The organism is Nocardia sp. NRRL WC-3656 (genome assembly GCF_000720265.1).
Classification (GTDB): Bacteria; Actinomycetota; Actinomycetes; order Mycobacteriales; family Mycobacteriaceae; genus Nocardia; species Nocardia nova.
In genome coordinates this window covers 25,962-39,850 of sequence record NZ_JOJF01000007.1, presented here as the reverse complement: position 1 = coordinate 39,850, position 13,889 = coordinate 25,962, and the positions used below count along the sequence as shown (strand labels likewise).

The window sequence follows — 13,889 nt, the reverse complement described above, 5'->3', positions numbered from 1 at the left end:
GAGTCGTCCCGGATTCTTGGGGATCGTGCTGGCGATACGCCGAAGTGCCCCCGGGAAATTCATCTCCGCCGGTCCCCACAGCTCGATCGTGATGTTCTGTGCGCGCTCACCCGGCAGCCCCCGAGGCGCGGGCCCGGCTCTATGAACCGGTACGCGGCGTGGCACCGCCGCGAAGATCTGGAGAGGTCACGAAGACAACGATGGAACAGCAGACCAATGCGTCGAGCGAATGCTATAGCACCGAGATACTCGGCACCCGATACCCCAGTCTAACACTGGCACAACAGACTTCACCACGGCCCGACGAGCCGGACCTTATGGGCTGATCCAGTGACTAGGGAATTCGGAAACCGGGGACCACGTGGTCGCGGGCGAACTGCCGGCACGCGGCCTCGTCGTCGACCGGGATCAGCGTCTGCGGAGTCAGCGCGAGCGAGAGCGCGTTGCGCGCGACGAGTTCGGCCAGTGGCAGCGGATCATACTGCGGCAGTTTGTCTTCCGTCTGCAGGCGGGTGATGAACTCGGCGACGTAGTCGCGCCCCAGCTCGATCACCGGCGCGCCCTGCACGGTGAGATAGGGCAGCACGACCTCCGGTTCGGTGGTCAGCAGCCGGTCCAGCAGTTTGTTGCCGCGCAACCCGTCCAGGAAGGCGACGAACAGTTCGACGATCTGATCCTCGGCGCTGGCGTCGCGATCGATCTGGCGCTGCACCGCGGCGTCGACCTGTTCCACGAACTGGCGTGCCTGCCACAGCCCGACGGCCTGAATCAGATCGGATTTGCCGGCGAAGCGCCGATACAGCGTCGCCAGCGACAGCCGGCCGCGCCGCGCGACCTCGACCATGCTGGTGCGTTTGATGCCGAAATCGAGGAAAGCCAGCAGTGCCGCGTCGAGTACCGTGGTCTGATTGCGGTCCTCCGGACCCGCGCCGCGAACCAGCGGCAGGAGCCGAGTCGACAGTCTGGTCGAGCCGGTCATGGTGGTTCCTCTCGTTCGCCCGGGTCGCGGACACGGTGACGCTCTCATCATCCCATATGGTCAGCGGCCTCGATTGACACGATGCCACACCGATGAGAAGGTTTATACGAAAGCTTCTCATATTCTCTCGCCGATCCGGCGGGGAGGAACAGGAGACGAGTCGACGATGACCGCCCCCCTGCGCGCGACCGAGCCGCTGCCCGAGATTCCGGGCGACGAGCTGACCCCGGAGACGGTGCGCGAACACATCGACGGCGTGGCCGCCTTCCTGGGCGGTGCCGCGAACGTGATCATGCAGCTCAGCCATCCGCCGGTCGGCTACGGCGTGCTGGAGAGCACGGTCGACAGCGGCAAGGTGACGTTGCACCCGCTCAAGCGGCTGCGCACCACGCTGACCTATCTGGCCGTGGCCTGGCTGGGCAACGACGAGGACGTGCAGAGCTATCGGGAGGCGGTCAACGCCTCGCACCGCCCGGTGCATTCGGGACCGAACAGCCCGGTCAAGTACAACGCCTTCGATCCGAAGTTGCAGTTGTGGGTGGCGGCCTGCCTGTACTGGGGCGTCGACGATCTGTACCGGCGCATGCGCGGACCGATGGATCCCGAACTCGCCGAGCGTTTCTACCGCTACAGCGTCCGGCTCGGCACCGGGCTGCAGATGCGTCCGGAGATGTGGCCGGCCGACCGGGACGCGTTCTACGCGTTCTGGGAGGAGAACCTCGCGACGAAGACCATCGACGAGCCGGTGCGCCGCTACTTCAACGATCTGATCGACCTGAAGATGCAGCCGCGCCTGATTCAGCTGCTGGCCGGGCGGTTCCATCGCTTCACCGTCACCGCCCTGCTGCCGCAGCATCTGCGCGACGAGATGGGGATGCGCTGGACCGCGCGCGACGAACGCCGGTTCCGATTCGTCCTGCGCACGATCTCGGCGGTGTGGACGCGGATGCCCACGGTGATCCGGGTCTTCCCGTTCAACTTCTACCTCGCGGACATGCGGTTGCGCCGGCGCTTCGGGCGACCGCTGGTCTGATTCAGCGCTCGGCGAGGGCACGGAGGAAGAAGCCGAGGTTGGCCGGGCGTTCGGCCAACCTTCGCATCAGGTAGCCGTACCACTGGTTGCCGTAGGGGATGTAGACCCGCACCGCGTGCCCGACCTCGGCGAGGCGCCGCTGTTCGAGCGAGCGGATGCCGTAGAGCATCTGGAATTCGAAATCGCCCGGGGCGCGCCCGTTCCGGTCGGCCATGTCATGGGCGGCGGTGATCATGACCGGATCGTGGGTGGCGACCATCGGATACCCCGGACCGGCCATGAGCAGTTCCAGGCACCGCAGATACGACTCGTCCACATCGGCGGCGCGCTGGTAGGCGACGAACTCCGGCTCGCGATACGCGCCCTTGCACAACCGGATTCGCGCGCCCTCGGCCGCGGCGATGCGACAGCGATCCTCCGCGCGGCGCAGATAGGTCTGGGTGGCGACCGCCAGCCAGGGGTAGTCGGCACGCATCATGTGCACGGTCGACTCGGTGGTTTCGGTGGTGGTGTGGTCCTCCGCGTCCACGGTGATCCACACCCCCGCCTGCTGCGCCCGCTCGCACAGGGTCCGCAGATTCGCGGTGGCGATCTCCGGGCCCGCCAGCCCCAGCGACTGGCCCAGCGCGGAGAGCTTCACCGAAACCTCCACCGGCGCAACGGGTTGCGCCGGTGGCCATCGGTTCCATCGGGCCAGATCATCGATCAACGCGAGGTATTCGGCGACGGCGTCGTCGGCCATCGAGCGCTCGGTCGTGTACTCACCGAGAAAGTCGACGCTCACCATCCGGCCGCTGCCCAGCAGCTCGCCGACGACCGGGGCCAGGTCGGCGCGGGTCTCACCGGCCACGAACCTGTGCACGACCTCGGCGGTGACCGGAAACCCGGTGATCGCCCGCTTCATCCGCACCGATCCGGCGGCGGCGAGGATCGCGGGGCGCAGCGGGTTCATCGTCGCCTGCCGGGTGGGGCCACCGATAAGCCGTTCATTCCGACTCCATATGCGGATAGCGGTAATCGGTCGGCGGCAAGAAGGTTTCCTTCAGCGTCCGGGGCGCGACCCAGCGCAGCAGGTTCAGATACGACCCGGCCTTGTCGTCGGTGCCGGACGCGCGCGCACCGCCGAAGGGCTGCTGGCCGACCACCGCGCCGGTCGGCTTGTCGTTGATGTAGAAATTGCCCGCGGTGAAGCGCAGTGTGGTGGCGGCCCGGTCGATCGCGGTCCGATCGCGGGCGAAGACGGCGCCGGTGAGCGCATAGGGCGCCGCCGAATCCACTTCCGCCAGTATCGAATCGAAGGCTTCGGGGTGATCGTCGTCGTACACGTACACCGCCAGGATCGGCCCGAAGTATTCGGTGGTGAACGCCTCGTCGCGCGGGGTATCGGCCAGGAGCACGGTGGGCTCGACGAAGAAGCCCTCGCTGTCGTCGTAGGTGCCGCCCGCCGGTATGCCCAAACCGGCCGCGCGGGCCCGCTCGATCGCGGCGACGTTCTTGTCGTAGGCGCGCCGATCGATCACGGCCCCACCGAAATTGGCCAGATCGGCCACGTCGCCGTAGCTCAGTTCGTCGACCTCGGTGAGGAAATCGTCGCCCATCTCGCGCCACAGCGAGCGCGGAATGTAGGCGCGGGAGGCGGCCGAACATTTCTGTCCCTGATATTCGTAGGCGCCGCGAATCAGCGCGGTGCGCAAGGCATCCGGATCGGCCGAGCGGTGCGCCAGGACGAAATCCTTCCCGCCGGTCTCCCCCACCAGCCGCGGATATCCGTGGTAGTGACCGATATTCGCGCTCACGCGCTGCCACAGGTGCTGGAATGTGCGGGTGGAGCCGGTGAAGTGGATTCCGGCCAGCCGCGGATCGGTCAGTGCGGCTTCGGACAGTTCGATGCCGTCACCGGTGACAAGATTGATCACCCCCGGCGGCAGCCCGGCCTCCTCGAGCACCCGCATCGTGTAGTACGCCGCCAGCGTCTGGGTGGGCGAGGGCTTCCACACCACGGTATTGCCCATCAGCGCGGGCGCGGTCGGCAGATTCCCCGCGATCGCGCTGAAGTTGAACGGGGTGATCGCGTAGACGAATCCCTCGAGCGGGCGATAATCCATCCGATTCCACACGCCCGCAGACGATTCCGGCTGCTGCGCCAGAATGTGGCTCGCGAAGGCGACGTTGAACCGCCAGAAGTCCACCAGCTCGCAGGGTGCGTCGATTTCGGCCTGATACGCCGATTTCGACTGCCCCAGCATGGTCGCGGCGGCCACCGTCTCCCGCCACGGCCCGGCCAGCAGGTCGGCGGCCCGCAGCAGCACCGCGGCGCGCTCGGTGAACGGCAGCGCGCGCCACTGCGGCGCGGCGGCCGTCGCCGCCTCGATCGCGGCCCGGCCTTCCTCCTGAGTCACATCGGCGTAGGTGCCCAGCGCGTGCTCGTGCCGATGCGGCATCACGATCTCGGATCGGGGCCCGGTCCCCGGCCGATGCTTACCACCGATCACGAGCGGCACATCGACCATTCGCCCGGAGATTTCGGCAAGTTTGCCGATCAGTAGTTCTCGTTCCCGGCTCCCCGGCGCATACGAGTGAACCGGCTCGTTCGCCGGAGTCGGGACAACCGTGACAGCGTCCATAACGCCAGGCTAGTCCCGCATCGGGGCGATGCTGCGGTAAACCGACGAGTACGACGCGCGTCGCGTCGCCGGTTGATTGCTGAGGAAACCGAGGCGCGGCCCGGCCGCCGTCTCAGGCGGACAGCCGGACCGCCGCGGCCGCGATGCGCTCGTCGGTCGCGGTCAGGGCGATGCGTACGTGCTCGGTGCCGGTGGGGCCGTAGAAGTCACCGGGTGCGGCGAGGATGCCGCGCTCGGCGAGCCAGTCCAGCGTGGTGCGGCAGTTCTCGCCGCGCGTGGACCACAGATACAGGCCGGCCTCGGAGTGGTCGATGCGGAAACCCGCCTCCTCCAACGCCTTTCGCAGCACCTCGCGGCGGGCGCGGTAGCGTTCGCGCTGCTGCGCCTCGTGCCGGTCGTCGGCCAGTGCGGCGGTCATCGCGGCCTGGATCGGGTACGGGACCATCATGCCGGAATGTTTGCGCACCTCCAGCAGCTCCCGGATCAACTCGACGTCGCCGGTCACGAAACCGGCCCGGTAGCTGGCCAGATTCGACGTCTTCGACAGCGAGTGGATGGCCAGCAGACCGGTGTGGTCGCCGTCGCTGACGCGCGGGTCGAGGATGGATACCGCTTCGGCATCCCAGGTCAGGCCCAGGTAGCACTCGTCGGAGGCGACGATCGCGCCGCGTTCGCGGGCGAAGGACACCACCTTGCGCAAATGGTCGATGCCGAGCACCCGGCCGGTGGGATTGGACGGTGAGTTCAGGTAGATCAGCGCCGGCGATTCGGGGCCGAGCCGAGTCATGCCGTCCGCCCGCAGGATTCGCGAACCCGACAACAGCGCACCCACCTCGTAGGTCGGATACGCAACCTCGGGAATCACCACCAGATCCGCGGGGCCGAGGCCCAGCAGTCGCGGCAATCCGGCGATCAGTTCCTTGGTGCCGATCACCGGCAGCACCGCATCGGAGTCGATGCCGGACATGCCGAAGCGGCGCGCGACCGCCGCCACCGCGGCCTCCCGCAGTTCGGGAGTGCCGTAGGTGGCGGGATAACCGGGGACGGCGGCGGCCGCGTCGAGCGCGGCGCGGATCAGCGGGTCGACCGGGTCGACCGGTGTGCCCACCGACAGGTCGACGATGCCGTCGGGATGCGCCGCGGCGCGAGCCTTGGCCCCGGCGATGGTGTCCCAGGGAAAATCGGGCAGCAGACTGCTGACCCGCACACGATCGCGGATCACCGAGGCGCTACCTACTCGTTCGCCATCGGCGGCAGCGCGGCGATGAACGGCACGTCGTAGTCGGTCTTGCCGACCTTGGTCGCGCCGCCGGGCGAGCCGAGGTCATCGAAGAAGTCGACGTTCGCGTTGATGTACCCGCTCCACTGGTCCGGGGTGTCGTCCTCGTAGAAGATCGCTTCCACCGGGCACACCGGCTCACATGCACCACAGTCCACGCACTCGTCGGGTTGGATGTACAGCATGCGATTGCCCTCGTAGATGCAGTCCACGGGGCATTCCTCGATGCACGCCTTGTCCTTCACGTCAACGCACGGTTCAGCGATGATGTACGGCACTGCCGTTCTCCTAGTCTGTCCTTGCCTGCGGGACACTTCCGCCCGCGCAACAGTATCCCGGGGACTCACATTACAACTGGTCAGCCTTGCCTAACTTGTCCATCCCGACGGGATGCGACACACCGTCTCCGGCGCTGTTCGCCGACCCGGTCCGGCGGGTGTCCGAATCGCCGGAGCCGCCGGTGTGCGCGACGGCCACCTCCGAAGTTCCGCGGCGCGGGTCCGGAGGCAGCGCCGCCGGCTCAGCCGACCGTCAGCGGCAGGGCCGACACCTGGTGTCTCGGTATCCCGTAGGTGGTGGTGCGCTCCCGCACCGGGCGACCGATCCCGGCGCCGATCTCGACCAGTTCGGCCACCGACTTCGCCGAGCCGTGCTCCGATCCGGCCATCCGGGAAATGGTCTCCTCCATCAACGTACCGCCCAGATCGTTGGCGCCGCCGTTGAGCATCACCTGGGTGCCGGTGATGCCCAGCTTCACCCAACTGGTCTGGATATTGGCGATGCGCCCGTGCAGCATGATGCGGGCCAGCGCGTGCGCGGCGCGGTTGTCCCGGATCGTCGGCCCCGGCCGCGACGCGCCCGCCAGATACAGCGGCGCGCTCTGGTGTACGAACGGCAGCAGCACGAATTCTGTGAACCCACCGGTCTCGTCCTGGATGCCGCGCAGCACCCGCAGGTGGCCGACCCAGTGCTTCGGATTGTCGACGTGGCCGTACATCATCGTCGAACTCGACGGAATGCCGAGTTTGTGGGCAGTGGTGATGACGTCGATCCACGCCGAGGTGGGCAGCTTGCCCTTGGTGAGCACCCAGCGCACCTCGTCGTCGAGAATCTCCGCCGCGGTGCCCGGAATCGTGTCCAGCCCGGCCTCTTTCAGCGCCGAGAGCCAATCGTGCACGCTCTGGCCGCCGCGCGAGGCGCCGTTGACGATCTCCATCGGACTGAACGCGTGCACATGCATCGACGGCACCCGCTTCTTGACCGCCCGCACCAGATCGGCGTACCCGGTGACCGGCAGGTCGGGGTCGATGCCACCCTGCATACACACTTCGGTCGCGCCTTCCACATACGCTTCCCAGGCGCGTTCGGCGACCTCGTCGGCGGAGAGGGTGAAGGCGTCGGCATCGCCCTTGCGCTGCGCGAACGCGCAGAACCGGCAGCCGGTGTAGCAGATGTTGGTGAAGTTGATATTGCGGTTCACCACGTAGGTCACGTCGTCGCCGACGGTGTCGCGGCGCAGCTGATCGGCCAGTGCGGCGATGGCGTCGAGTTCCGGGCCGTCGGCGGTGGCCAGCGCCAGGTACTGGTCGTCGGTGAGCCCGGCCGGATCCTTCTCCGCGGCGCGCAGGGCGCTCAACACGTCGGTGTCGAGCTTCACCGGCGCGCTGAGCGAAAGTACTTGTTCCCGAACGGTTTCCCAGTCGCCGAAGGCGCCGAGGCCGTCGCTGTCGAGCCCGGAATCGCTGCGCGACTCGGTATTGCGGCCCTCGGTGTCGATGGCGGTGTTGAGATCCACCCGGCCCAGCGACTCCCAGGACTGGTCGGGTTCCTGCCACGGGCGCCCGGACGGATTCACGTCGCGGGCCAGACCGGTGTACGGATCGGCCAGTGCCACAACATGTCCCAGCACGCGCGGGTCGATCCAGGGATTGCCGGCGAGTACATATTTCGGATGGGCCGTGAGCCGCTCGGTCAGCACATAGCCGGCCTGCGCGGTCACCTCGGCGAGCACCTCGAGATTCGGCCACGGCCGCTCCGGATTCACGTGATCCGGCGTCAGCGGCGAGACCCCGCCCCAATCGTCGATACCGGCATCGATCAGGGCCCGGCACTCGTCGAGCGACACCAGATTCGGCGGGGCCTGAATCCGCATCTTGGGGCCCAGCAACAACCGGGTCACCGCGATGGTGGCGCGGAACTCCGCGAGATCCGCATCGGGGGTGTCGCGCATGGCGGTATCGGACTTGGCCAGGAAGTTCTGCACGATCACCTCCTGCACATGCCCGAAAGCCTTGTGCGACTTGCGGATCGCCAGAATCGAGTCGACGCGCTCGGCGTAGGTCTCACCGATGCCGACGAGGATGCCGGTGGTGAACGGGATGCTCAGCCGTCCGGCATCGGTGAGGGCGCGCAGCCGGACCTGCGGATCCTTGTCCGGGCTGCCGTAATGCGCCTGACCGCGCTCGGTGAACAGGCGCTCGGAGGTGGTCTCCAGCATCATGCCCATCGACGGGGCGACCGGCTTGAGCCGCGACATCTCCGCCCAGCTCATCACCCCGGGATTCAGATGCGGCAGCAGGCCGGTTTCCTCGAGCACCCGGATCGACATGGCGCGCACGTAGTCGAGCGTGGAATCGTAGCCGCGCTCGTCCAGCCACTGCCGCGCCTCCGGCCAGCGGTCCTCCGGGCGATCACCCAGCGTGAAAAGCGCTTCCTTACAACCCAATTCGGCGCCCTTACGGGCGATATCGAGGACCTCGTCGGGTTCCAGATACATGCCGTGGCCCTCGGCGCGCAGCTTGCCGGGCACCGTCACGAATGTGCAGTAATGACATTTGTCGCGACACAGGCGGGTGAGCGGAATGAACACCTTGCGGGAATAGGTGATGGGCAGGGTGTCCCCGGAATACGTCTCCCGCAACCCCGCATCCCGCACCCGCGCCGCGGACGCGGCCAGATCTTCGAGATCCGCACCGCGCGCGTGCAGCAGCACCACGGCCTCGTCGAGATTGAGCGTCGCCCCGTCGCGCGCACGCCGCAAGGCTCTGCGCATGGCCGAAGAACTCGGCGGAACGGGCGGTACACCAGGAGTCGGTAGCCCAGTGTGCGGTTGTTCGTTCACGCCGTCGATCATGCGCCAACCATCCGAGTGTTCTCCCTTCGGTGCCCTGTGACGTGAGACAACCCGAGGGCCTTCACCGGTTATTCCTGCTTCGGGCGACCAGTTTGCGCCCGGAACGACGCCGCGGACGAGTGTGCTGGTGAGAGCGTCGACAGGTGGCGGTCGCGTTAGGCTGCCGGTCACACCGGATACATACGAGGCGGCGATGCCATGCGATTCGGGTTACACGGATTGGGAATCGGCTCCGGCTCCCGGCCGGAGATCGTCCGGGCGACCGCCCGGCGATCTCGGCATCACGGAACTGATCCTCGTCGACGCCCCACCGGACACCGCCGAGGAATGTCCCGTTTGGGTCGATCGGCTCGCCGACCGATGGATCATCTGAAACATGTCACGATGGCTGCATGACCCGGTCGCCGGAAGTCTCGCCCGTGCGCACGATATCGGCCGCTCCGGCGTGGCGGGCCAGTCGGCGGGCACCGCTGTTGTGGGCGGCCGGGCCGGCGATCTTCTGGGCGTTCGCGCTGGTGGGTGAGCTGGTGTGGGTGGTGCTGGACGGCTCGCATCGGGGGTGGGCGCTCGCTCTGGTGGCGGCGACGGTGGTCGCTGCGGGGTTCGGCGTCGGGGTCGTGCCGGTGTGGCGATATGCGGTGCATCGGTGGGAGGTGACCGACACCGCGGTCTACACGCGGACGGGGTGGTTCAACCAGGAGAGCCGGGTTGCGCCGATTACGCGGGTGCAGACGGTGGATACGCATCGAGGACCGTTGGAGCGGATGTTCGGGTTGGCGACGGTGACGGTGACCACGGCCTCCTCGGCGGGCGCGGTGCGGATCGCGGCGCTGGATCTGGAGGTCGCCGAGCGCACGGTGAACCGGCTGACCGATATCGCGTCGATTCATCGGGAGGATGCGACGTGAGTGATCCGCGGGTGGGGGCAACCGCCGACTGGCGCCGGCTGGATATGCGGATGCTGCTCGTGCATCCGGTGCGGGAATTGTTCAAATACATTCCCGTACTGCTGGGCGCGGTGATCGTGGGGACCCAGAGCGGCGGGCCGGCGTGGAGTCCGGTGGCGGTCGCGGTGGTGATCGTGGCGTTCGCGTTGACGCGGTGGTTCACCACCAGTTACCGGATCGGCGCCGACTCCGTGCAACTGCGCCGGGGCTTGCTGCAGCGACGGACCCTGACCGTGCCGCGGTCCCGGATTCGGTCGGTGGACGTGCACGCGGACCTGATGCATCGGCTGCTCGGGTTGGTGGTGCTCGTCATCGGCACCGGGCAGCACGCCGATCGGGAGAAGCGGTTTCACCTCGACGGTGTGGACGCGCGGCAGGTTCCCGAACTGCGGGCCTTGCTGTTGCGGCCGGCCGAGAACACCGAGCCGGGCACCGGTGCGGCAACCGGCGCGCCGAGTGCGAATCCCGGGGCTTTCGGTCACACGGCCGGCAGCGGATCGGCGACCGAACCTAGGATCCGTGACCATTCGAATACGCCCGCACATCAAGGCACTTCGGTTCACAACGGGATCACCGCCGGCCGGGCCGCACTCCAGCGAGCCCTGAACGGCAATACCGACGATCTCGCGGACGAGGCGATCGAGATCGGGCATTGGCAGCCGCGCTGGGTTCGGTACGCACCGCTGTCGCTGACCGGCCTGGCCATCGTCGGGCCGGTGATCGGCCTGGCCGCGAAGGTCGGAGTCGCCGATGTGCTGGTGCGCTCGCAAGCCGTGCAGGACTTGACCGAGCACAGTGCGGTTTTCATCGCCCTCGCCGTGACGGGTGCGGTCACGGTGCTGCTGGTGATCGCCGCGATCGCCGCCTGCGTCCGCTATCTCACCACGTATTTCGGGCTGCGGGTACTCGACGACGGTGCGGCGCTGCATATCCGCGGCGGCCTGTTCACCACCCGTCAGACCACGCTCGACCTGTCCCGACTGCGCGGTGCGACGGTCAAGGAACCGCTGCTGCTCCGGCTGGCCGGCGGCGCCGAACTCGAGGCCATCATGACCGGCACCAGCCCGCGCCAGAAGCTCCTCCCCCAGGCGCCGCGCGCCGCCGTCGACCGCACCCTCGCCCAGCTCCTCACCAGCGGATCCCGCCGCACCGACGCCACCCCAGCGGGCGGCGCTGCGATCGCGACCGCGGCCGCCCCCGCGTTGGTGACGCTCGAACAGCACGGCCCGCGCGCACGGCGCCGGCGCTACACTCGCGCTTTCATGCCCGTGTGGGTGATGCTCGCCCTCCTGGTCGCGATATCCCTTGCCGGACTTCATGTTCCGCTGTGGGCCTGGATTCTCCTCGCGGTCGTCGCCCTCTTTGCTGCGGCGCTGGCGCACGATCGATATCGCGGACTGGGGCATGCGGTGATCCCGTCGGACGGCGCGCGTCCGGTCTGGCTGATCACCCGGCGCGGATCGCTGGATCGCGACCGTGACTGCCTGGAGGCGCCGGGTGTGATCGGGTGGACCCTGCGGCAGACCTTTTTCCAGCGGCGGGTGGGACTGGCGACCGTGATCGCGGCCAGCGCGGCCGGGAAGAAGAAGTACAGCATCGTGGATCTGCCCATCGAACGGGCGTGGGCGCTGATCGACCAGGTGACGCCCGGGCAGCTGGGCGTGCGTGCGGAACATGAGACGACGCCCGTTCCGACACCGGACTCCACATCGGACGACGCCGTCGCGAAACTGCGCGCAACCTGACGCCGACGCTGCGCCGCGGCGCCGATCACCGAACTGCATGTAACCGGCAGTTCTCCCGCGAAAACTCGGCGCCGCCCCCCGAAAATGGGCCATATCTGCATGTATGTGGCAGATAAGTAAGCACGGATTCACGCATCGTGATACAACTCACCCCAGTGTTGTGAAAGGTGAGCTTTTATGGATCCGACAGCGAAGCAGCGCGCAGCCCTGGGCCTGATCTGCGATACGTTCACACCGGGCGACGGGCTGAGTTTGCCGTCGGCGACCGAATTAGGTTCCGTGGCTACGGTTTTCGACATCCTGAGCCGCAACCCGCGCCCCTCAGAGGTGAAACAGCTCGCCACCCTGCTCGATCTGTGGGATTCCCGATTGGCGGGGGTACTGCTCGGCAACCGGGGCCGGCGCTTCTCGGCGCTGACCGCCGACGAGCGCGAGCGCACCCTGCTCCGCCTCGGCGATTCCCGAATCACGCTGAAGCGCACGCTGTTTCAGGCGCTCAAGCAGGCCGCTCTGCTGTCCTACAACGTCACGCCGGGCCCCACGGGTAGCCACCCGCTGTGGAAGGCCATCGACTATCCGGGCCCGCCCAGCACGCTCGCCTCGGCGCCGGCGCCCGCCCTGTCCGTGCTGCGTCCGACCGCAGCGACCACACTGACCTGCGATGTCGTCATCGTCGGTTCGGGGGCCGGCGGTGGCACCGCCGCCGCCGTACTGGCCGAGGCGGGTCTCGACGTCATCGTGCTGGAACGCGGAAACTATTACGACGACCAGGATTTCGGCACCGGCGAACTCGACGCCCTGCTCAATCTGTACGCCCCCGGCCCGCCCGCCACCAGCGAAGGCCAGATCACCCTGGTCGCGGGAACCTGCCTGGGCGGCGGCACGGTGGTCAACTGGAGCACCTCGCTGCGCACGCCCGACGAGGTGCGCGCCGAATGGGCCGGACTCGGTGTGCCGCAGTTCGCGCAGGACGAATTCACCGCCGCCCTCGACGCGGTGACCGGCCGTCTCGGCGTCAACGACCGCCACTCCCCGCTCTCGGCGCGCGACAGCGTGCTGGAACGCGGCGCCACCGCTCTGGGCTGGCATATCGACACCCTGCCCCGCAATGTCGGCGACGCGTGCGACGCCGGGGTCGAATGCGGTCGCTGCCCCTACGGCTGCCGCGTCGGCGCCAAGCAGTCGGTCACCAAGACCTGGCTCGCCGATGCCGCCGAGCACGGCGCCCGGTTCGTGGTCGACGCGAATGTGCGGCGCATCCTCGTGAACAACGGTCGCGCCGAGGGAGTCTCGGCCGTGAGTTCGAACGGCACCCCGATCGAGGTGCGGGCCCGCGCCGTGGTCGTGGCCGCCGGTGCGGTGCAGACCCCGGCGCTGCTGAAGCGATCGGGTCTGGGCAACAAGAACATCGGCAACTATCTGCGACTGCATCCCGCCGCGGCGGTCTTCGGCGTCTTCGACGAGCCGATCCGGCCGTGGGAGGGCGGTATGCAGGCCCGGATCAGCCGCCAGCACCGCGATCTGGACGGCAACGGCTACGGCGTCATCTACGAGACCGGTCCCATCCATCCCGGCATGGGCGTCGGTTTCATGAACTGGCGCGGCGCGGCGGCCTACCGGACGAATCTGCTGGAGCTGAACAAGTCGGTGGCCCTCGGAGTGATCACTCGCGACCGCGACCACGGCAGTGTCGGCGTCGACAAGAACGGCGAAGCGGTGGTCTCCTATCGGCTCTCCGACCACGATCGCGGCCATCTGCACACCGGAATCCTCGGCGCCGCACAGATTCTCGAGGCCGCCGGGGCGCGTCGCATCTATTCCGGCCAGCAGGCCGGCCCCGCCTACGAGCCCGGACGCACCGGGTCGCACGCCGAATTCGCCGCCGCGTGCGCCGCCGCCGGCTACGAACCCGGGCAGTGCGCGATGGGCGCGCTGCACATCATGGGTTCGGCGCGGATGGGCGGCTCCCCGGACATGTCGGCGGTCGACCCCGACGGCGCCACCTGGGACGTGCCGAACGTCGTCGTCGCCGACGCGTCCTGCTTCCCCACCGCGTCCGGGGTGAATCCGATGGTCTCGATCGAGGCGATCGCCCATATGAACGCGAAACGCCTTGCGGCACGGTTGCGCTGAGCCGTGCCGGAGGCAC

10 protein-coding genes are annotated in these 13,889 nt (G+C 68.0%); 4 read left to right on the top strand and 6 right to left on the bottom strand.

Annotated elements, in window-relative coordinates:
* Positions 1–334: 334 nt before the first annotated feature.
* Positions 335–979, bottom strand: a complete 645-nt coding sequence (locus tag IG65_RS0111535; protein ID WP_030514877.1) for a TetR/AcrR family transcriptional regulator — start codon at positions 977–979, stop codon at positions 335–337.
* 166 nt (positions 980–1,145) lie between these two features.
* Here IG65_RS0111535 and IG65_RS0111530 point away from each other — a divergent pair, with 166 nt between their 5' ends.
* A complete protein-coding gene (locus IG65_RS0111530) occupies positions 1,146–2,012 on the top strand; it encodes an oxygenase MpaB family protein (protein WP_030514876.1) in 867 nt (288 codons plus the stop codon).
* Between the two features lies 1 nt (position 2,013).
* Here IG65_RS0111530 and IG65_RS0111525 read toward each other — a convergent pair whose 3' ends face one another.
* From IG65_RS0111525 to IG65_RS0111500, 5 genes are all read right to left on the bottom strand, one after another.
* Entirely contained in the window at positions 2,014–2,964 is a 951-nt protein-coding gene (locus tag IG65_RS0111525) for a proline dehydrogenase family protein (RefSeq protein WP_030514875.1), read from the bottom strand.
* 34 nt (positions 2,965–2,998) lie between these two features.
* Complete coding sequence (pruA, locus tag IG65_RS0111520) at positions 2,999–4,636, bottom strand: L-glutamate gamma-semialdehyde dehydrogenase (protein ID WP_030514874.1); 1,638 nt, start codon at positions 4,634–4,636, stop codon at positions 2,999–3,001.
* A gap of 112 nt (positions 4,637–4,748) precedes the next feature.
* Positions 4,749–5,855: a succinyldiaminopimelate transaminase gene (dapC, locus tag IG65_RS0111515; protein ID WP_036524160.1), complete on the bottom strand. Its 1,107-nt coding sequence runs from the start codon at positions 5,853–5,855 to the stop codon at positions 4,749–4,751.
* Between the two features lie 14 nt (positions 5,856–5,869).
* Positions 5,870–6,193 (bottom strand): ferredoxin, encoded by a 324-nt coding sequence (fdxA, locus tag IG65_RS0111510; protein WP_030514872.1) that lies wholly within the window; start codon positions 6,191–6,193, stop codon positions 5,870–5,872.
* Positions 6,194–6,435: 242 nt separating this feature from the next.
* Positions 6,436–9,048, bottom strand: a complete 2,613-nt coding sequence (locus IG65_RS0111500) for a bifunctional FO biosynthesis protein CofGH (RefSeq protein ID WP_030514871.1) — start codon at positions 9,046–9,048, stop codon at positions 6,436–6,438.
* A gap of 392 nt (positions 9,049–9,440) precedes the next feature.
* On the opposite strand from IG65_RS0111500, the gene IG65_RS0111490 reads away from it, so the two are divergent.
* From IG65_RS0111490 to IG65_RS0111480, 3 genes are all read left to right on the top strand, one after another.
* Positions 9,441–9,956 carry a PH domain-containing protein gene (locus IG65_RS0111490; protein WP_030514869.1) on the top strand — a complete coding sequence of 172 codons (516 nt, stop codon included), beginning with the start codon at positions 9,441–9,443 and terminating at the stop codon, positions 9,954–9,956.
* On the top strand, positions 9,953–11,740 hold the full coding sequence (locus IG65_RS34605) for a PH domain-containing protein (protein WP_063833580.1): 1,788 nt from the start codon (positions 9,953–9,955) through the stop codon (positions 11,738–11,740). The genes IG65_RS0111490 and IG65_RS34605 overlap by 4 nt, the downstream gene beginning before the upstream one ends.
* Before the next feature lie 177 nt (positions 11,741–11,917).
* Complete coding sequence (locus IG65_RS0111480; protein ID WP_030514867.1) at positions 11,918–13,873, top strand: GMC family oxidoreductase; 1,956 nt, start codon at positions 11,918–11,920, stop codon at positions 13,871–13,873.
* Positions 13,874–13,889: the final 16 nt, after the last annotated feature.